We start from the raw sequence: 19,639 nt of genomic DNA on the forward strand, positions 1-19,639 counted from the left end.
GTCTATGCTCCTCCTGCTTGGGGCTCACCCCTTAAATGGTCGTCCCGTTTGATGATTAAAGGCAGCACACGGCTGCGGAAATACATAAAATTCACGATCAGCAGCACGCCCGCAATGAGAAACGGAGTGCGGTAATCGCCTGCATTCATAAAAAAACCCGCCGTCATCGTCGACAAAGACGATCCGACACAGCGGAAAACGGCCCGCATTCCCGCGTACAGATTGCGGTCCTCTTCTCGCAGCGAAGACATGGTTTCGCTGTCGACCAGATTGCCGAGCAGCGAAAAGCTTCCGCTGCGGAGAACGAGCAAGGCCGCAAATACCGGCGCCGGCTGCGCGATCATGAGCAGAAGAGCCAGCCCCGCGTTTCCGAGGAACGCGCCTGTGAAGGCGGCTTTCGCTCCCCAGCGCTCCATGATTTTGGGTGCGGCCAGCGAGGCGGCAAACAGGACAAGCCCGTTGACCGTGTACACGTAAGAAATCAGATCGTCCCCCCATGCCGCCCGGAACTTCAGATAGACGTTCATGAACGGGCCGATGAACGAGAAGACAAATCCGATCAGGCAGGCGTTGGCGGCGAGCAGCCAGAGTGACCGGTTGCGGAGCAGCCTGCGGATTGCCTGCGGCAAACGCGGCAGGGATTCCGCGGATCGCCTCCCGCGTGATACGGACAGCTTCGCCTGCCCCTTGCGGGACGCGTGCTTCTCCCCGGCGCCGCGCGCTGCGCTGCCGGGTGCATCCGCTGCCGCCGATTCCCTGCGGCAGCTGTCTCCGGGGCCGTTCTCCGTGATGTCGCGGCCCCGGCTGCCGGCTTCTGCCGCATCGCGGCTGCCGTTTGCGGTTCCCGCAGCGGCTTCGGCTTCGGGACGCAATCCGTTCCCGGCTGCTGCCGGTTCCGGACGGTCAGCGGCTCCGGGACCACCCATCGCCGGCGAACCCTCCCCGCCGCTGCCGCCCGCCGCCCGTTCCGCCGGAAGCAGCCGCAAACGCAGCAGAGACAGCACCGCGATGCACACGGCGGAAGCATAAAGCGACGGGGCGTGGCCTGCGGCCGAAGCGTCCGCCCGGGAGAGCATGCCCCCGAGCAGATTGCCGAGCCCCGTGAATGCGGTGAACACCGCGAACATCCCGTGAAAAGCCCGGCTCTCCTCACGGCGGGATCGGGAGTACCGGAACAAGAGCTGGATTTCCGTGGTCTCGATACACATAAATCCGGCTGACGCTACCGCCTGGGCCGCATACCAGACCGGCAGGCTGCGTCCGGCGGCGAATAAGGCCGCTCCCGCTGCAACGAGCATCGAGCCCGTGAGCAGCATGGGCTTGCGGCCGATTTTTCCCGCAAGCATACCGGCGGGCAGCGCGCCGATTCCCATGATGAGAATGCCCACGGCGGAAATGCTCGCGATCTGGCCGCCGCTTGCGCCGAGAGCCAGCAGGTGAAGATTCAGGGCTAGCGAATACAGCCCGATTCCGATCCCATACAGCGCTTCCGTCGCCAGAAACCGCCTGACTCCGATTGTCATGCTTGTATTGCTGCTGCGAAAACTAAACACATCTGTCCAATCCCCTTGCTGTCCGAAACTCCCAAGTTAACTTCCTTGCTTACTGCTTACCGCTTGATTCTGGCAGCTCAGCCTATGTTCCCATCCACTCCGGCTTCACGGGAACACAAGACTTTACTTGATGCCCGTCATCGAAATGCCTTCCACGATATACCGCTGGGCAAGGAAGAACACCGCAAGCGGAGGCAGACAGATGATCGTCGTTACGGCCATAACCGAAGTCATGTCGACGCCGAACATCCCTTTAAACTGCGCCAGACCGAGCGTCAGCGTATACATGCTCGCATCGTTCAGGAAAATGAGCGGTCCGAGATAATCGTTCCACGTGTCCAGCATATTGAAGACGCTGACAAGCACGAGCGCCGGAAACATCAGGGGGATGATGATTTTCGTAAAAATTTTCAGATCCCCCGCCCCGTCGATTTTCGCCGCCTCTTCAAGCTCCGTCGGAATGGTCATAATAAACTGCCTCAGCAGGAAAATGTAAAACGCCGAGCCGAACCAGGACGGGACGATCAAAGGCTTCAGCGTATTGATCCAGCCCAGGAAATTAAACTCCATGTATAGCGGGATCATCGTCACGTCCCACGGAATCATCATCGTGGCGAGCACGACCATGAACAGCGCGTCCCTGCCCTTAAAGCGGAACCGCGCAAAGCCATACGCTACCAGGGAGGATGAGATCAGTTGACCGATGTTGCACAGCACGGTGACGGTCAGGGAATTTTTCAGAAACACATTAAAAGGCTGGATAGTCCACGCCTTCGCGAAGTTTTCCCAGTGAAGCTCGGACGGGATCCATTTGGGCGGATACATGTAAACCTCTTCCGGGCTTTTCAGAGCCGTCGTAACGAGCCAGAAGAACGGCATCAGGAACAGCAGCGAGAAAAACAGCAGCAGGGCATATGTGAGTACTTTCTTCATGTCTTCACCTCGCAATCGTCTTTACAGCGCTTTGCGCTTCGTTTTCCGGGCTTTGTTCTTCTTCAGTTCACCCTCGTAATAGACGAACATGGAGGTGGAGCGGAAGACCATCATCGTCAGCGCCAGCACAATCACGAACATGACCCAGGCATTGGCTGCGGAATAACCCATTTTGAAATATTTAAAAGCGTTCTCGTACACATACATGGCGTAAAAGTAAGTCGAATTCAGCGGCCCTCCGCCCGTAAGCGTCAACGCGAGCGTGAGCTGCTGGAAAGCGGCGATGATCGATGTGATCAGGTTAAAAAGCAGAGTCGGACCCAGCATGGGAAGCGTGATGCGGATAAACCTCTTGAACGCGCCCGCACCGTCCAGTTCGGCGGCCTCGTAAAGATCGCCGGGGATATTTTTCAGCCCGGCGAGGAAGATCAGCATCATGGACCCCTGCGCCCACAGGCTTGCGGCAACCATCGCGATCATCGACCAGTTCGGCTCGCGCAGCCAATCCGGTCCGGTAATTCCGACCAGGGACAGGAAATAATTGAGAATCCCGTATTCCCCGCTGTACACCCACGCCCAGATCATCGCCAGAGCAACGCCCGAGATGACGGAAGGCAGGTAGAATACCGTGCGGAAAATGCCGCTTCCCCGGACGTTCTGATTGAGCAGAACCGCCAGCAGAAGAGCGATAGCGAGATTAAGCGGCACGAATATGGCGGCAAACCGGACCGTGACGCCCAAGGAATGCCAAAACAAAGGATCATTTGTGAACATATTCACATAGTTTTGGAAGCCGACAAAGGTTCGTTCGCCGACTATGGGCCAATCGTAAAAGGAAATGACGAGCGAAAACAGGAGGGGTCCGAGCGTAAAGGCCACGAACCCGATCATCCAGGGAAGAATGAAGAGGAAGGGGGTTAGCCTGCCTCTTCTCCAGATGCTGCGCCGCACGCCTTTTTGAAGCTGCAAGGTGTTCGGTTGCATGGGCTCACTTCCGTTTCCCTAACGGGTTATTTGAAAAACTTTTGCGAATCGCGTACGGCCGTATCCATCGAATCCTGGGCGTTTTGTCCAAGCATAATGGCGTTGATGGCCGACGTTAAGTTGCGGTTGACTTCGTTCCATTTCGGGCTGAGCAGGAAAGCCGGGGTGTTGTCGCTCGCTTCGAGCATCGTGTAGAACGCCTTATACACCGGATCCTGATCGAGCTTGTTGCCTTCCACGATGCTTTTACGCACCGGCAGGTCGCTTGTCCGCAGTTTGATCGCTTCCTCGGAAGCGTAATATTTGATAAACTCCCACGCTTCTTCCTTGTGCTTGGAGTTTTTGGACATCGAGACCGCGGATTCGGCGATTACGCCTTTAACCGGCTTGCCCGGGAAGACCGGCATGGAAACCGTTCCGACATCGATCTTCGCTTCCTTGAAGCCGTCCAGCGGCCAGATGCCGCTCTCCCACATGGCGATTTTACCCGCTTTGAAAATGTCGTCCCCCGACTGCTGGTTCTTGCCGCCCACGATCACGGCCGTCTTGGATTTGACGAGGTCGCCGATCATGCCGATCGCCTCGACCGCCGGTTTGCCGTTCATGTAGCCTTCGATCGTTTTGCCGTCATCCGAGATAAAGCTGCCGCCGTTGCTCCAGACGATGCCCTGAAGATCGTACGGATCGTTCTCCGCGCGGACTCCGAAGCCGTACTGCTTTTTGGCCGGATTCGTCAGCTTCTGGGCCGCGCTCTTGAATTCGTCCCACGTCCAGCCTTCTTTAGGCTGAGGAACACCCGCTTCGTCAAACAGCTTTTTGTTGTAATACATCACCCTTGTCGTAAACCCTGCCGGTATTCCGTAAGCGGTTCCATCGATTTTGACGTAATTGAGCAGTCCCGGGTAAAAATCGTCCTGCTTCAGCGTCGTATCGCTTTTCATCCGCTCATCCAAAGGTTCAAGGTTTTTGTAATACGTCGGAAAATCCCACATGTACATCACATCCGGCGCATTGTTGGCTCCGATGGAAGCGGCCAGCTTCTGATCGAATCCGTCTCCGTAAGCCTCGACCTGCACCTTGACGTTCGGATGCTTGGCTTCGAAGTTTTTGGCGATCGTTTCCTGGATTTTGAGCAGATCGCCGGTATCCCAGGTCGCGAAGCGCAGCGTCACCTTGCCGCCGCCGGCGCCGGAGTCTCCTCCCCCCTGGGCTTCTCCCTGCTTGGAGCCGCAGCCCGAGAGGGCAAGAGCGGTAACCATCGATCCGGTAAGCGCGAGAACGAGCGTCTTTTTCATAAAGTTCCCCCCATAAACATCTTAGGTGTGATGAGATGAATGCGTTGAATTGACTTCAGTTTACGGCAAATAAAGCGTTTTCAAAACGGAAGAATGTCCGAAAAAAAGTGCCGCTTTGCCCGCTGTCCGGGCAGCTCCCGAGGAAGGTGCCAATACGTTCGGCGCGAGGGGGTATTTTTATCCGGCGATCCGCTACCGGGGAAAAAAAGAAGGTTTCCCTTCCGGGAAACCGCACCGGCAGAGCCGGCTAGCGAGCGTCCGTCATCCGCCGCTCCGTGCGGTAATGACTCGGGGTCTGACCCGTGCAGCGCTTGAACCACTTGCTGAAATATTTCGCATCCGGCATGCCCACCCGGTCCGCGATGTCCTGCACCGTCAGCTTCGAGGCGGCGAGCAGCTCCGAAGCGATGCCCAGCTTCGTGCGGCAGGTGAACGCCACGAAGCTTTCGCCCACCACGCGCTTGAAGAGCGTGCTGAAATGGCTGCGGCTCAGGCCGACCTCATGGGCCGCTTCCGCGACGGAGAGCTGCGAATCCGCCTGCTCGACGATCAGGCGCACCGCCGCCGCAATCGGCTCGGGCCATTCGCCGATGCGCACGCGGTGGCGCGTCTCCAGCTCGATGCGGCCGTGCAGGCGGCGCACCTCCGCCAGCCAGCCGGACGCGCCGGCGAACGCCGCGCCCTCGGTCCAGCGCAGCTGCGGGTCCGCCGCTTTGCGCGCGCACAGGCGGGCATTCCACGCCTGCCGCTCTCCCTCCGGGACGAGCAGCAGCACATGCTGCCCGCTGAGGGCGGCCGCCGCGCAGAGGCCCGCGGAGGCGAGCCCGGCCGCCAAGCGCGCGGCGCAGGTGGCCGGGCCCGGTGCGGCCCCGGTCGTGGCGCCGGGCACTTCCGCTTCGGCCGACGCCGCCGGGCCTCCGCAGCCGATCAGGTAAGGCACCGTCGGCTCGCGCATCCACCGCCACTCGGCTTCGAGCAGCCTCTCCAGCTCTGCGGGAAAACGGTCCCGGATGCCGTGCAGCCATTCGCGGAGCGCTCCTTCCACGCCCGCCGCTTTGTCTTCTCCGGCCGTTTCCGCTCCCCCCGACTGTGCGGGCGCCTGCTGTCCGGGCCTGCGGAGCTCGCTGCGGAAACCTTCCAGATAGTCTCCCAGCTCCTCATCGCTGAAATCGGTTTTGAGCAGATAGCCGGACGCGCCGTACTTGATGCCCTGCTTCGCGTATTCGAAATCGCGGTGGCAGCTGAGCAGCAGCGCTTTTGTCCGAGGGGCGTGCTCCTTGATCTTGCGGATCAGCTCGATTCCCGTCATCCCGGGCATCACGATGTCCGTAATGACCACCTCCGGCTCGTGCTCCAGGAAAGCCTCCCAGGCCCGGGTCCCGTTCGGCGCATCCGCCACAACTTCCATACCATAGCGTTCCCAGGGCACCGTGCTGATCAGCCCCCTGCGGATAATCACTTCATCGTCGGCAATCAGTACGCGTATAGTCGTATCGCTCATCCCGTTTCCTCCTCCTTAGGAAGCTTAATCCCGATGCATGTTCCTTTTCCCGGCTCCGACTCTACATCCAGCCCGTATTTATCGCCAAAATGCAGCTTGATCCGCTGATCGACGTTATAAATGCCTATGCTGCGTTTCTTGCGGCCGACCGCATCTCCGGGATCGGCCAGAAGCTGCCGTGCCGCATCGGGTTCCATTCCCTTGCCGTCGTCGCACACACTCAGCCGGATCGCGTTTCCCTGCTCACGCACTTTGATTTCGATCGTGCCCGCCCCGTCCTCGAACGCATGAAAAAAAATATTTTCTACCAAAGGCTGTAGAGTCATCCGCGGAATGCGGACCTGATCCAGGGGGATCTCCCCCGTATCGATGCGGTAGCCGAACACATGGCCGAACCGGTATTCCTGGAGATTCATGTAATGATGAATCACATCCAGCTCCTCCTTCAAGGTTACCAGCTCACGTGTGTAGTTCAGGTTGCCGTCGAGTACCTTGGTCAAATGAAGAATCATCTGCTGCACCTCGGCGTTGCCCGCTATCCGCGCTTTCCACTGGATGGAAGCGAGCGTATTGATCAGCAGATGGGGATTGATCTGATGGTGGAGCGCCCGGAGCTCCGCTTCTTTTTTCTGCCGCTCCACGCGTTTGACCTCTCCGAACAAATCCTGCAGCTGGACAACCATGTGGTTGAAGCTGCGGCCCAAACGCCCGATTTCATCTTCGGAATCGACGACGATCCGGGTATCCAGGCGCCCGAGCGAGACGTCCCGGATGGAATTTTTCATTTTTTTAATCCGGCTAAGGAACCGCAGCGAACTGAAGTACGCCAGAACGAAAGCCAACAGAATGGACAAGCTGACGGCTGTAAACGTAAATGTCCGGACGAGCAGAGACGACTGGTAAAACTGGTGGTAAGGCGTCCGCACTTCGATCTTCCAATCGGTCTCCTCCGACTGCTTCGTCCAGACGACATCGTCGTCACGCTTTGTATAGGCCTTCGCCGTCTGATACAGAATGCGCCCTTGATCCGATATGGTCAGGAAAGCGCCCGTATCCCGTTCGTACTCGTGGAACATTTCCAGCAGCTTTTCGGCTTTTACTTCAATCAGCACCCTTGCATCCTCCAGCGCCCCGACCTGATTGTGAATCTGGAAAAGCAGGCCGATCACTTTTTCGCCCGGAATGTTGGAGGTGCCGCTGTACTGCTTGGGCTCGTAAATGCTGAACCGGTACCCCGTGCGCTCCTCGCCGAACCAGGGGCTTTCCTCCACAAGATCCGTATTGGCGATGCGCTCGCCGTAATAGTAGCCGGACTTGGTCAGGATAAAAATGCCCTTCGTATCCAGCGTTTTATGCGCTTTTAAATACTGTTCGAGCTGCTGCTCTTCTTTAAAGCCCAAATAAGTCGTCGGAATCTCCTCATGCAGAACCGTAAAATTGGGATCCAGCAGGTAGGACAAAATATCTCCGACGGTATATTTCATCTGAGCCAGCGTCGAATCGATTTGCACCTGCAGCTGGGATACCGTGTTTTCCCCGTAGCGCCCGAACTGCTCGTTTATCGTCTGCGATGACTTGGTATACAGCACATAGCCCAGAGACAACAGGGGGATAATGGCGACCAGCAAAATCAGCAGCACCAGCTTTCCCTGCAGGCTCCGGCGTAAACGAATCGGCAGTAGGCCCAGGTGTCTAAACAACGTAATCTCCCCCGCATGCAGTAAAGTAAGCGCTTCCGTAAAATGATTATAGCACGGGAAGGCTGTGTGCACATGCCTCCCCGCGCTCTATGGAATTTGAAATATAACCCAGCGGGTCCGCTGTCTGAACGTCGTCAGTGCGGCGCCCCGCTTCCGTGCGCGGGACCCTTTAGCGGGCGGCCCCGGCCGACTCTGTTTTTTTGAGATAGGCCCGCCACGTAATGCACCACTCTTTGGGATCGTCGAAGCTGGATTCGTCGATGCGGTGGACGGTGCTGTTGTGGGGGGCGCTTTTCACGATCTCCGGATTTTCGTACGCTTCCTGCGAAATATGGCGCAGCGCATCCAGATACTCGTCAAGATCTTCTTTGGAGTACGATTCCGTCGGCTCCAGTGTGAAAGGCTGCGGAACGATATAAGGATGATGACTGGTCCAGTAATGCAGCCCGAAGTCGCACATCCTGCGCTGAACATCCTCCGTCGTCACGCCGGTCTCCTTCGTCAGCTGTTCCCAGCTGTAGCGTACCTGCTCCAGGCGTCCGCCTTCCACATAAGGGGCGCTGGCGCCTCTGATTTTCAGAATGTTCGCGTACAAATAGTTGTTGTTGAGAACGGCCGTTTTAGCCACTTCCAGCAGCCCTTCGGGCCCCAGCGCGCGAATCCAGGCATACGAGCGGAGTACCGTTTGAGCCACGCCGTGGAACATCCGCACTTTGCCGATGCTTTCCGGGGTTTCCCCGCTCAGGCTGTAGCGGCTGCCGTCGTATTCCACGACGGGACCCGGCAGGAACGGCGCCAGCTGTGCCGTCACGCCAAGTGCTCCGGTTGCGGGTCCGCCGCACATATGAGGCGCCGCGAATGTCTTGTGCAGGTTGAAGAAGCACATATCGAAGCCCGCTTCTTTCGCCCGTGCAATGCCGAGAAGCCCGTTCGCGTTAGCCTGATCGTAGAAGCAGATTCCGCCCGCTTCATGCACGACGTCCGTAAACTCGCGGATCCGGGGATTGAAGATTCCGGTGTCCTCGGGGTTCGCCACGACAAAACCCGCCGTCCTCTCGGACACCGCGTTCTTAAGCGCCTCCAGATCCGGGAAGCCGTCCTTGTCCGGGTACAGCGTGATGATTTTGTACCCTTTTACCGCGGCGGTTGCGGCCTGGGACGGATGAGAGAAGATCGTCGTGATAATCTCGTCGCGCTTCTCCCCTTCCCCGTTCGCATCGTGATAGGCCCGGACGATGGACGCCATGGCGAAAAGCGCCTGCGTACCGCTGCTCGGCTGGAAGGAGAACCGGTCCAAGCCCGATATTTCCCTCATCGCCAAGTCGAGGCCGTGATAGACTTCGAGCATGCCCTGCACCGTGTCCGCATCCTGCAGCGGATGAAGGTCCATCATTTTGGGGCTGCGGATAAACATCTCGTTGATCCGCGGGATGTACTTCATGGTGCAGGTGCCTTGACCGATTTCAACGTTGAAATCGGACCCCAGCGTTTCCTGCGACAGGCGCAGATAGTGCCGCAGCACCTTGGCCTGGCCGATCTCGGGAAGGGCCGGGGCCGTCTCTCTGCGCATGGACGCCGGCAGGGCGGACAGGCCGTCGCCCACCTCGGCTTCCACCTCCGGCTCTGCCGCCGGTACCAGAATCCCCCGCTCGCCCGGACGGTGCAGTTCGAATAGGACAGGCTCATCCCATTTCGCCTGGTGGAACTTGCGGACCTTGCTGTTTCGTTCGATTCGTTTGATCATGGTGCCGATATCCCCTCTCATCGGTGGTTGAATCTACGGGTTAGTTCTATTGATTGGTCTATTGATTGGCTCTATTGATTGGTTTCGATAGTGGTTCTATTGATCAGTTAGATAATTTGTTCTATCGGCCGGTACTATTAGTTGGCTTTAGATCCGGTTCTATAACCGTTGCTATTCCAGAACGTTTGCCGCGTACGCGACCCATTCCTCCGGCATCTTCCCCCGCTCCCTAACATAAGGGATCGCATTTGGGGATCTTCAGGCCCTTCCCAGCACTTTTTTCAGCGCCTCCGCGAGGGTATCGATATCCTGCTTCGTGTGGATTTCCGTTACACAGTAGAGCGCGCATTGTCCCCATTGCGCAAACTCGGCGGACAAGTCCTTGCCTCCGAAAATACCCTGCTCAAGCAGAAGTTTATTAATCTCCGCCACGCTTTTGCCGGTCGAATTAAAGTCAACGACAAATTCCTTAAACGTGGACACGTTGAATTTCATGCTGACTCCCCCGATTTCGGACAGCCGCTTCTTGGCGTACTCCGCCTGCTGAACGATGGTCTGGCCCACCTCAACCATTCCCTGCGGCCCCATCAGTGCCAGATAGACGCCTGCCGTGATCCCCCACAGCGCGGTCTGCGTGCCGACGGACTCTTTCCCTTTTTCCCGCTTCGCAAAAGAAGTCCGCTCATACGCCACGTCCCCGAAGCCGTACTCGCCTTCTACCGAAGTCGGCGCTATGCCGAACAGGCGTGACGGATATTCCATCACGTAAGCTTCTTCGTCACGCGAAGCGATGAAACCGGCCTGGCCTCCGCCATAGTTCATACGGATGCCTAGAGGCTGCAAGTCGCCGCAGACAAGGTCCGCGCCATAGCGGGAAGGCGGCTTCAGGACGCCCAGCGAGATCGGGTCCACGCCGACCGCAAACACGGCGCCCGCCTCCTTCGCGAGCTTGCCGATCGCCTCCCCCTGGACCTCGATGTGACCGAGGTAGGAAGGGTTCTCGATATAGACGGCCGCGGTATCCGGGCCCAGCTTGCTCTGCAGATCGCCCAAATCCAGCAGTCCTGTCGCGGGGTCGCAGCCGACGAGAGTGCAGCGGATGTGCGGCGACAGGTAGTTGCGGATGATAAGCAGGCGGTCCGGATGGGTCGTCGCCGGCAGCAGCACCTCGCTGCGGCCGTTCATGCGCGCTGCCATGCGCAGAGCGGTGGAAGCCGCCTGGGCCCAATCGAACGTCGGCACGTTGACGACGTCCATGTCGACCAGCTCGGCCAGAAGGCTTTGATACTCGAACAGCGCCTGAAAGCGCCCGTGGTCCTCGTACGGCTCTCCCGCATACGCGGTCACGAACTCCGAACGCTGGCTGATCTCGTCGCACACCGCAGGCACATAATGCTGCCAGCAGCCCGCCCCGAGGAAGTTGAGCCGCTCCCGCGCGTGAAGGTTGCGGTTCAGTAGCGTTTCGATGTGGCGCTGCAGCTCATACTCGTTTAAGGCCGGACCGATTTGAAGCGTGCCGCGGTAGCGCAAAGATTCCGGTACCATGCGGTACAGCTCTTCGATACTAGCCGCTCCGATCACTTGGAGCATGTCCTTTTGTACGTCGGATACCGTGTTCGGTATATATGGATGGGATGAAGACTGCCTGGTTGCCATCGGTAAACCTCCCTATGTGATGAATGATGGAACAGTAAAATCCTGATGAGAGTTAGGAGTAACTTGCCGGTCAAAAATTGCTCAAGTGTGATGTCTAATCGCAAAGGTTTTTTTCTATGCCAGTGTCACAGATCATGCTGACCAGTCGATGTTCAGGCACCTGCCCGTGCTGCAAACTTACCGGATAATCGCTGTTCCGACATCTGTCCGTGTCACAGACGTACTGCTTATCTCTGTCCCAGATCTGCCCGTGTTACAGACTTACCTGCTTATCGCTGTGCTTGTATCGCTTTCCGTTCCCGTTTTACTATCACTGAGGCGCGAGGCAGCTATCCTTACTGCTCCGGACCAGATCTGCCCGTGCCCAAGCTCTCTAGCTCAATCCTGCAAATTCTTTGCCGCAAAAAAAGCTTACGCCAAACCTCCGCCGTCCACCACGAGAACCGAGCCGGTAACCCACGCGGACATCCCGCTTGCCAGAAACAGCACCGCGTTGGCGATATCCTGAGGCGTCCCCAGCCTGTTAAGCGGACGCTCCGCGGAAGCTACGAGGAAGCTTGCCTCGTCCCGGCTCAATTGCTTCGCTTCGTCGCGCAAAAGCGGCGTATCCGTATCCCCCGGACAGACGCAGTTTACGCGGATTCCCGCAGGGCCGTGGTCAATCGCCATCCCGCGGGTCAGGTTCACGACGCCTGCCTTGGCCGCGCAGTAGGCGGCCGCCTGGTCGCCGCCTTTCAGCCCCCAGCCCGATCCCGTGTTGATAATGCTTCCGCCGCCGTTCTGTTCCATTACCGGAATCGCGTATTTGGACAGAAGGAAAGTTCCTTTCAAGGAAACGTCGATCACGAGATCCCACTGCTCTTCCGTCAGTTCCACAACGGTTTTCCGCCGGATCACGCCCGCGTTGTTGAAAACGATGTCGATCCGGCCCGTCTCCCGGACCGCTGCTTCAACTGCCGCTTGGCAGTCTTCCGCTTGTGTAACGTTGCACGGAATATACCGGGCGAAATGCCCCTGCTCCGTAAGGAGACGTTCGGCTTCGCGGCCGCCGGCTTCGTTCATGTCCAGCAGCATTACCTTGGCCCCGTTAGCTGCCATTGTTTGAGCGGCCGCAAAACCGATTCCCGAAGCGGCTCCCGTGACCAGGGCCGTCTTTCCGGTTAAATCCAGCGGAGAAGTGCTCGTTGTCATCTGATTTACCCCCTTGGTTTGCTTCGTGTTTGGTATGCTTTCTTGCTTTCTTGCTTTCTTGCTTTCTTGCTTTCTTGCTTTCGTGCATTCGTACTTTCGTACTTTCATGCCTTGATCACTCTCGCTCTTGTATCGCTTTCCGTTCCCGTTTTAACTGTCACTGAGGCGAGGCAGCCATCCTTACTGCTCCGAACTGCCTGCGGACGCCCCGGCAACCCTCTCTTCTTCCCTGCATCTGCCGGCCAGCAGAAGGAAAACGCTCGACGTCCACGTGAACGCCCGGTCGCGCAGCCCCTCACCGGTTACGGCGTCGAAATTCTCCGCCATACCGGACTTCGCCGCCATGCGGCAGAACTTGCGGGCCACCTCCGAGGCAAATTCCCCGTCGCCCGCTCCGCGAAGCCCTTCCACGATCAGCATCGTGGAAGGGGCCCAGATCGGGCCGCGCCAGTAGCCGTCCGCCGCGTAGTACGGGCTGGACGTGCTCTCCGTCGCCAGCCCGTTGCCGGTCAGGAACCGGTCCGGCTGCTTCAAATCCGCGATCACCTTCTCGCGGATAGGGCCGGGGAGCCGGCTTCCAAGCACGATCGGAACGAACGACAGCAGGCTGTCTCCGGCCGAACGCTCGTGCGAACCGGAACGCATGGCCGTGAAGCGGCCTTCTTTCTCGTCCCAGAAGTGCCCGATCAGCTTCTGAAGCAGTTCGGTTGCCCGGGCTGACCACCGCTCGGACTCTTCGTCCAGGCCGAGCCTCTGCGCCGCGACTGCCAATACTTCCATCTGGATGACGAGAAACGCCGAAAGATCCGGACTCTCCACGGGAATATCCGTCAGGAACGCCGTACTGTTGTCCCAGCCGCTGTCATTGCCGTGATTGTACTGCGGAATTCCGTCTCCGTCGTCATCGCGGTACCGGAACCACCACGTCGTCCATTTGCCGAGCGGTTCGTAAATTTCCCGAAGCCTCTCATCCGTGACCGCCGGCGAATTTTTCATCATCCAGTCCAGTGTCCACCCGTGAATGGGCGGTTTGCAGCAGTTCCAGAGCGCATATTTATCGTTTAAAAAGTCCGGCAGCATCCCGCTTTCATCCTGCCGGTCAAAAAATATAGCAAACTGATCCCAAGCCAGGTCCGGATTCGTTCCGGCCAGCGCCATCGCATTGAAGCAGTGATCCCAGCTCCATATGTTCGTCATCCAGTTCTTCGACATGTACATCGCGGGACGGGATAAATAGCCGTCCGCTCGTACGACGCAGGACCATGTAATGTACGCGGCAAGTGTCCGCGCTTCCTCCCAGTCCCCGGGAGTCCGGATCGTGCGGGAGAGCCACTGTTCCCAGTCCTGGCCCGCCATAGCCTCGGCCTCTTCGTAAGAATATGCGCCGCGCTGTCCGGGGACCGTCCGGTATTCTTCGAGAGAAAGATCGAACGACTGACTCTCTCCGCCGGGAACCATCACGAAAGCAATATGCTTGGCACGGAGTCCGCCCCAGACCACATCCGGCTCGAAATGGCCGTGCAGCGGCGAGAGCAGAATCCGGACCTCCCGCGAAAAGCTGTTAAGCTCCCATCCTCTTTCCTGATAAGGAAGGGCGTAATCGTATGCGCTTAGCTCCGCCGTCAGCTTCAGTCCGATCCCTTCGCCTCTGACACGGATGCAGTCCGGCTCCGGAATGCACCATTCCATCCAGCCCGTTCCGCTTTCCAGACGAACCTTGACGGGGGAAGCTTCCACCCTGTAATCGGTCAGCGCTTCCCTGCTCTTCGGATCAATGGGGGTGATGCCGAACAAGACACCGGCCTGCTCGTCGCCCCCGCGGATCATTCGTACGTAAAGCCCTTCACTGCGCTTTTCGCTTTGCGGCAGTCTCGATAAGGCGAAATAGGAACCAAAGCGGCTGAATGGCACCACAGACAGATCGAAATTCATAGTTGCAGCCCCCCGTTGCTCCTTGGATTCGTAGTTGCTCATGAAGAGAGCGTTTACATGAAATTGTACCGGAAAGAAGAGAATCTCCACACCGACGCTTGTTGGTATCTTCGTGTCATTTTGCGCCTGCTACGCCGCAGTTTTAAGCCGGAGGCTCTAAAGGTGCCATTTTGCATGCGTAGATTCGTCTTTTTGTTCACTGCTTCCCTTTATTCCTGGCAAATAAAAAACCGCCCGGAGGCGATCACCCTAGGACGGTTATTTTTAAATGCCAATGCTTATAAGATTTCGGTCTCTCTTGGGAGCGGCCTCTGCTGCCGTTCCTTCCTCTTATCCTTTTGTTCCTCCCTGCAGCCCGAATCCTTTCGACATGAATCTCTGGGACAACATATACAGAATGACGGACGGAACGGCATACAGGACCGAAAATGCCGCTAATTTGCCGTAGTCGGCCATCCCGTACTGTCCGAAAAACTGATACAACTTCAAGGATACCGGAAAGTTTTCAGGAGATTGCAGAAGGATGTACGGAACGAAGAAATTCCCCCAGCTTCCCGAAAACGTAAAAATCGCTACCGTACAAATGCCGGGAACCATCAGCGGCGCCACTACCTTGCGGATGCCTGTAAACACGGACGCTCCGTCGATCCAGGCCGCTTCTTCCAGCTCGCTCGGCACCGAGTCCATGAAGTTCTTCAGCATCCAGATGCCGTACGGCATAGACGAAGCCGCGAAAAATAAGATGACGCCGAAAATATTGTCATACAGCTTGGTGGTCAGGAACAATTGATACACCGGGACCATAACCGCCGTAATCGGAAGCGAAGTCATGAACAACACGGTAAGCATAAACGGTTTTTTATACTTTAATTGATAGCGCGACAACGGGTAGGCCGCAAGCAGGGCCAGAATAACGACGAGTACGGCCTGGCCCAGAGACATGACGAGGCCGATCATATAGGCCCGCTGATTTTCCGGATTGGCGATCACCTCCGCATAATTCGTCCCAGTCAGCCGCGCGGGTACTTTAAGCGACTGCATCGCGTTGGAATCGACAGATGCCACCAGAACCCACAAGAGGGGCAGAATAAAACAGATGCCGATGAAAACAAGAATCGTATAAGGCAAGATGCGATACATCCATTTACGCTGGCTCGTATTCATACGATGTTCTCCCTTGTAAGTTTACTCTTTCATCGCACGGATATAGAACAGGCTGAGAATAATGCCTAGAAGCAGCAGGAGCAGCGATATGGCCGTCCCGTACCCGAGCTGATAATTCACGAACGCCTGGTTGTACATAAAAATAGGCAGGGTCGTCGTCGAGGTTCCCGGCCCTCCTCCGGTCATCGCGTAGATGAGGCCGAATACGCCCAAAGTCTGCAAAGTAACCAGCATCATATTGGTGGTCAAGGTTCCTTTTATAAGGGGCAAAATAATTCTCGTCAAGATCTGCCACCTCGACGCTCCGTCGACAACGGCCGCTTCTTCGATCTCCGCGGGCACGTCATCCAGCGCCGCTTGAAAGACGAGCATGGAAAACGCCGTCCCGTGCCAGATGTTAGCCAGAATAATCGTAATCATCGGAACGGTATACAGCCATGTAACGACCGGAATACCGAAAAACGCCAAGATGGCATTCAAAGTCCCCTCATCCCCGAAAAAACTGTACAGACATAAAGCGCATACAATTTCCGGGGTCACCCAGCCTGCCAGCACGATGGTTCCGATCACCCGACGGAAAAGCTTATTTTTGTGCTTCATCAGAAGCGCAATCAGAAAGCCCAGCACCTGCTGGCCGATAACGGCCGACCCGATCAGAAAAACGAGCGTATTCCAGATGCTGATCCGGACCGTAGGATCTTGAAACATCCGCACATAGTTATCGAAGCCGGTAAACTTCAGCTCTTTCGCGGCTTCCCCCGTCAACGCCAGATTCGTAAAGGAATAATAGAAGGTCAGCAAAATCGGATAAATAAAAAACACCAGCATAATCGCTATCGAAGGAAGCAAAAAATAAAACCACGAAGAGGCTCGTTTTTTCCTATAGAGATCTTGGACCGCCACACTGCTCATCCGCATCCCCCTCCCGCACTTTAACTGGTGACCACCGTCCTGAGACGCCCTAACCCGAGTGCCGGAAGCTTCATGCGGTACGGACTGAACAAGAACCAGCCCGAGCTTCGTCAAGGCAGCCGGCGTGCTATGTCGCTTCACATAACGGTGGTCATCCTCTTATATCCTGTCTTCCCTGCCGTCTTCCGCATGTGCCGGAGCAGGCAGCCTGTCATTTATTTTTCCGTGATATGCTCCGCGCCGGCAATCCGGGTTACGTCCTGCGTATATTTATTTAAAGCAGCCGCGGGCGCTGTCCCCGTTGCCACCGATTCGACCATCGTTTGAATTTGAGTGGACACTTCCGGATATTTGTCCTGCGCGGGCCTAAACTCGGCATTCTTCAAATACTCCGTTGCCAGCTCATTAAACGGCATTTTCGTGTAGCCCGGATCTTTCGCTACGTCTGCCCGGACCGTTATATTGCCGGAAGCGATCACGAGCTTCTGCGTATTTTCCTTATTCAGCGCGTATTTAATAAAATTCCACGCCTCGTCTTTATGCTGCGCGTTGCTGGGAATCGACAAAGCCCATCCTCCGGCTAGCGTGATCGAACCCGGGGCCTGGCCTTTGCTTGTCGGCATGGGCGCAAACCCGAGCACATCTTTATAAGCCGGCCACGGTGCCGCTCCGCCCTCCAGATAATTGCCGGTGATCCAGGACCCGTCGAGCGAGATCGCGAGCTTGCCTTTCGGTAAATATTCACGCGTAGCCGTGTTTCCGGCTTGGCCGTTCAGCACTTTGGACAGCGGCGGTCCGAGCTTTTCTTTCGCCACCGTTTCGATAAAACCGAGCGCATCCAGAATTCCCTGGCTCTTTACGATCCATTTTCCGCTCGCTTCGTCGTATAACCTTTCTCCGGTTCCATAGAGAAGCATTTCGTAAGTCTGCATCGAAGTCGCTTCTCCTGTCGCCTTGCCCATATTCATCCAGATCGGAACCACATCCGGCGCTTTCTCCTTAATTGTCCTTGCCGCGTTCAAAACCTCATCCCAGTTTTTAGGCTGCCAGTTCTCGGGAAGTCCGGCTTTTTTGAAAATCTCCTTGTTGTACCACAGTCCCCTCGAATCCGTATTGTAAGGGACCCCATACACCTTGCCGTCGCTTGCAGTTACCCCTTTTTTCATAGCTTCGATAAAAGAGCCGTTCGTCCAATCTTCCCACCCCTTCAACCTGTCATCCAACGGTTCCAGGTAGCCCGCACTCGCATCCGAGTTCAGAATGAACGTGTCCTCCGTCACGATATCCGGCGCCGTATCCTTCGATTTCAGTGCCAAAGCAATCTTGGCAAAATAATCCCCCTCGGACGCCTGAATGGGGGTCGGTTTGATTTCCACGCTTTTATCCGGATAACTGGAAGCCACTTCCTTGATCCATTTAAACAGGGCCCCCTGCTCGCCAATTCCATCGTCTCTATAAGTAATGGTTATCGTTTTTTTAGCGGCCGTGGAATCTCCCGCATCCTTTCCCGTCTGGGTCGGTCCCGGTGTCGTTGTTACGCTCTGGCCGGAACATCCGAACAACAACGCCGAACTTAACAAAACCGCCGTGACACTCCATTTCTTTCTTCCGTCTGCCATGGCTTGCCCTCCTTATTTTTGGATATACAGTCGGCTGTTTCTGACAAGAATTTTTAAGCGCTTACACAAAGGTTTATTTCACTATATTTTTATAATCCGCTAAAAAGAACTTTTATTTATTATTATCATGCAAAAGTAAAAAGCCGCTCCCCTATAAGTCAGAGAAACAGCTGCTGCAAAATGCACAAGTATGATTAGAGAACAGCGCGCAGCTGGCCGGCTTGCTCGATCTTCCACTCGCCATAAGCAGTCGCTCAGATACTTCCTCGCAGCTCCTAGAGCGCAGTGTGTCATCCGCATGACGGTGGTTGAATAGATTTGTCCTGCCGTTCGCTCAGCCTTCACAAGAGGCTTATTTTCCTAGTCAATTTCGACTGTGCCTGCTTTTGAAAACATCAAAAAAAGAGCCTCTCGGCTCTTGGTTATATGTATGGCTCCCCGAACAGGACTCGAACCTGTGACAACTCGATTAACAGTCGAGTGCTCTACCAACTGAGCTATCAGGGAATAAGATGGTGGAGCCAAGGGGGATCGAACCCCTGACCTCATCGCTGCCAGCGATGCGCTCTCCCAGCTGAGCTATGGCCCCATTTTGGTGCTGCAGAAAAAATTCTAACTTGTCTTGCGAAATTCGTCAAGCACTTTTTTTGAGAGGTAATTTCGTAAGTGGTGGGCCCTAGTGGACTCGAACCACCGACCTCACCCTTATCAGGGGTGCGCTCTAACCAACTGAGCTAAGGGCCCGTATGTAGCACCTATATAATAGGTAGAAACACGATAAAAAGGATAAGAAAAGCCCACCGTTAAGTGGGCTCTTGCTTGGCAACGTCCTACTCTCCCAGGACCCTTCGGTCCAAGTACCATCGGCGCTGGAAGGCTTAACGGTCGTGTTCGGGATGGGTACGCGTGGTTCCCTTCCGCCATCGTCACCAAACAGGTGTCTGTTCAGACACACCAGGGTTGCTCCCTGAAAACTAGCAGCGAAACGTGCAGTCGATCCATCCAAAGATCTTGTGGTGCATACCTAGGGTATGCCTTTCGATGCGGCATTTTCCTGTCGGAAAAGCCTAAGCATATGCTTTCGATGTAACCTGTACTGTCGTACAGATTTGTAGGTCAAGCCCTCGACCGATTAGTATTGGTCAGCTCCACACATTGCTGTGCTTCCACCTCCAACCTATCTACCTCGTCGTCTTCAAGGGGTCTTACATACTGGGAAATCTCATCTTGAGGGGGGCTTCACGCTTAGATGCTTTCAGCGCTTATCCCTTCCGTACATAGCTACCCAGCTATGCCTCTGGCGAGACAACTGGTACACCAGCGGTACGTCCATCCCGGTCCTCTCGTACTAAGGACAGCTCCTCTCAAATTTCCTGCGCCCGCGACAGATAGGGACCGAACTGTCTCACGACGTTCTGAACCCAGCTCGCGTACCGCTTTAATGGGCGAACAGCC

The 19,639-nt window shown here is 56.3% G+C and carries 13 protein-coding genes, 3 tRNA genes and 2 rRNA genes (1 of these 18 only partly in view); all 18 read right to left on the minus strand.

Features of this window, described 5'->3' with window-relative positions:
- Nucleotides 1-2: 2 nt before the first annotated feature.
- Nucleotides 3-1,523 (minus strand): MFS transporter, encoded by a 1,521-nt coding sequence (locus tag ACI48J_RS23330; protein ID WP_405080431.1) that lies wholly within the window; start codon nt 1,521-1,523, stop codon nt 3-5.
- Nucleotides 1,524-1,676: 153 nt separating this feature from the next.
- Entirely contained in the window at nt 1,677-2,486 is an 810-nt protein-coding gene (locus tag ACI48J_RS23335) for a carbohydrate ABC transporter permease (protein WP_009672023.1), read from the minus strand.
- A gap of 21 nt (nt 2,487-2,507) precedes the next feature.
- Nucleotides 2,508-3,470, minus strand: coding sequence for a carbohydrate ABC transporter permease (locus ACI48J_RS23340; RefSeq protein ID WP_009672205.1), 963 nt, complete (start codon nt 3,468-3,470; stop codon nt 2,508-2,510).
- Nucleotides 3,471-3,496: 26 nt separating this feature from the next.
- Nucleotides 3,497-4,765 carry an ABC transporter substrate-binding protein gene (locus ACI48J_RS23345; protein WP_405080433.1) on the minus strand — a complete coding sequence of 423 codons (1,269 nt, stop codon included), beginning with the start codon at nt 4,763-4,765 and terminating at the stop codon, nt 3,497-3,499.
- A gap of 247 nt (nt 4,766-5,012) precedes the next feature.
- Nucleotides 5,013-6,266, minus strand: a complete 1,254-nt coding sequence (locus tag ACI48J_RS23350) for a response regulator (protein WP_405080435.1) — start codon at nt 6,264-6,266, stop codon at nt 5,013-5,015.
- Nucleotides 6,263-7,966, minus strand: coding sequence for a sensor histidine kinase (locus ACI48J_RS23355; RefSeq protein ID WP_405080437.1), 1,704 nt, complete (start codon nt 7,964-7,966; stop codon nt 6,263-6,265). The genes ACI48J_RS23350 and ACI48J_RS23355 overlap by 4 nt, the downstream gene beginning before the upstream one ends.
- Nucleotides 7,967-8,135: 169 nt before the next feature.
- Nucleotides 8,136-9,710 carry an aminomethyl-transferring glycine dehydrogenase subunit GcvPB gene (gcvPB, locus tag ACI48J_RS23360; protein WP_405080439.1) on the minus strand — a complete coding sequence of 525 codons (1,575 nt, stop codon included), beginning with the start codon at nt 9,708-9,710 and terminating at the stop codon, nt 8,136-8,138.
- Nucleotides 9,711-9,968: 258 nt separating this feature from the next.
- Nucleotides 9,969-11,366: an aminomethyl-transferring glycine dehydrogenase subunit GcvPA gene (gene gcvPA / locus ACI48J_RS23365; RefSeq protein ID WP_405080441.1), complete on the minus strand. Its 1,398-nt coding sequence runs from the start codon at nt 11,364-11,366 to the stop codon at nt 9,969-9,971.
- A gap of 411 nt (nt 11,367-11,777) precedes the next feature.
- Nucleotides 11,778-12,557, minus strand: a complete 780-nt coding sequence (locus ACI48J_RS23370; protein WP_405080442.1) for an SDR family NAD(P)-dependent oxidoreductase — start codon at nt 12,555-12,557, stop codon at nt 11,778-11,780.
- 180 nt (nt 12,558-12,737) lie between these two features.
- On the minus strand, nt 12,738-14,489 hold the full coding sequence (locus tag ACI48J_RS23375) for an amylo-alpha-1,6-glucosidase (RefSeq protein ID WP_405080443.1): 1,752 nt from the start codon (nt 14,487-14,489) through the stop codon (nt 12,738-12,740).
- A 330-nt stretch (nt 14,490-14,819) separates the two neighbouring features.
- A complete protein-coding gene (locus ACI48J_RS23380) occupies nt 14,820-15,653 on the minus strand; it encodes a carbohydrate ABC transporter permease (protein WP_326057373.1) in 834 nt (277 codons plus the stop codon).
- 21 nt (nt 15,654-15,674) lie between these two features.
- Nucleotides 15,675-16,565: a carbohydrate ABC transporter permease gene (locus ACI48J_RS23385; protein ID WP_405080444.1), complete on the minus strand. Its 891-nt coding sequence runs from the start codon at nt 16,563-16,565 to the stop codon at nt 15,675-15,677.
- Between the two features lie 215 nt (nt 16,566-16,780).
- Nucleotides 16,781-18,184: an ABC transporter substrate-binding protein gene (locus ACI48J_RS23390; protein WP_405080445.1), complete on the minus strand. Its 1,404-nt coding sequence runs from the start codon at nt 18,182-18,184 to the stop codon at nt 16,781-16,783.
- A 431-nt stretch (nt 18,185-18,615) separates the two neighbouring features.
- Nucleotides 18,616-18,691, minus strand: a tRNA-Asn gene (locus ACI48J_RS23395).
- Nucleotides 18,692-18,697: 6 nt separating this feature from the next.
- Nucleotides 18,698-18,773, minus strand: a tRNA-Ala gene (locus ACI48J_RS23400).
- Between the two features lie 78 nt (nt 18,774-18,851).
- Nucleotides 18,852-18,928, minus strand: a tRNA-Ile gene (locus tag ACI48J_RS23405).
- 73 nt (nt 18,929-19,001) lie between these two features.
- Nucleotides 19,002-19,118: ribosomal RNA gene (gene rrf / locus ACI48J_RS23410) — 5S ribosomal RNA — on the minus strand.
- 178 nt (nt 19,119-19,296) lie between these two features.
- Nucleotides 19,297-19,639 (minus strand): 23S ribosomal RNA (locus ACI48J_RS23415); it runs 2,579 nt beyond the window's last position.

The organism is Paenibacillus chitinolyticus (assembly GCF_045038035.1).
Taxonomy (GTDB): domain Bacteria; phylum Bacillota; class Bacilli; order Paenibacillales; family NBRC-103111; genus Paenibacillus_F; species Paenibacillus_F chitinolyticus_A.

Coding starts and splice junctions, on each gene's coding strand:
- ACI48J_RS23385 (WP_405080444.1), bottom strand. CDS start 16,565: ATGAGCAGTGTGGCGGTCCAAGATCTCTATAGGAAAAAACGAGCCTCT.
- ACI48J_RS23335 (WP_009672023.1), bottom strand. CDS start 2,486: ATGAAGAAAGTACTCACATATGCCCTGCTGCTGTTTTTCTCGCTGCTG.
- gcvPA (WP_405080441.1), bottom strand. CDS start 11,366: ATGGCAACCAGGCAGTCTTCATCCCATCCATATATACCGAACACGGTA.
- ACI48J_RS23390 (WP_405080445.1), bottom strand. CDS start 18,184: ATGGCAGACGGAAGAAAGAAATGGAGTGTCACGGCGGTTTTGTTAAGT.
- ACI48J_RS23370 (WP_405080442.1), bottom strand. CDS start 12,557: ATGACAACGAGCACTTCTCCGCTGGATTTAACCGGAAAGACGGCCCTG.
- ACI48J_RS23350 (WP_405080435.1), bottom strand. CDS start 6,266: ATGAGCGATACGACTATACGCGTACTGATTGCCGACGATGAAGTGATT.
- ACI48J_RS23380 (WP_326057373.1), bottom strand. CDS start 15,653: ATGAATACGAGCCAGCGTAAATGGATGTATCGCATCTTGCCTTATACG.
- ACI48J_RS23375 (WP_405080443.1), bottom strand. CDS start 14,489: ATGAATTTCGATCTGTCTGTGGTGCCATTCAGCCGCTTTGGTTCCTAT.
- gcvPB (WP_405080439.1), bottom strand. CDS start 9,710: ATGATCAAACGAATCGAACGAAACAGCAAGGTCCGCAAGTTCCACCAG.
- ACI48J_RS23330 (WP_405080431.1), bottom strand. CDS start 1,523: ATGACAATCGGAGTCAGGCGGTTTCTGGCGACGGAAGCGCTGTATGGG.
- ACI48J_RS23340 (WP_009672205.1), bottom strand. CDS start 3,470: ATGCAACCGAACACCTTGCAGCTTCAAAAAGGCGTGCGGCGCAGCATC.
- ACI48J_RS23345 (WP_405080433.1), bottom strand. CDS start 4,765: ATGAAAAAGACGCTCGTTCTCGCGCTTACCGGATCGATGGTTACCGCT.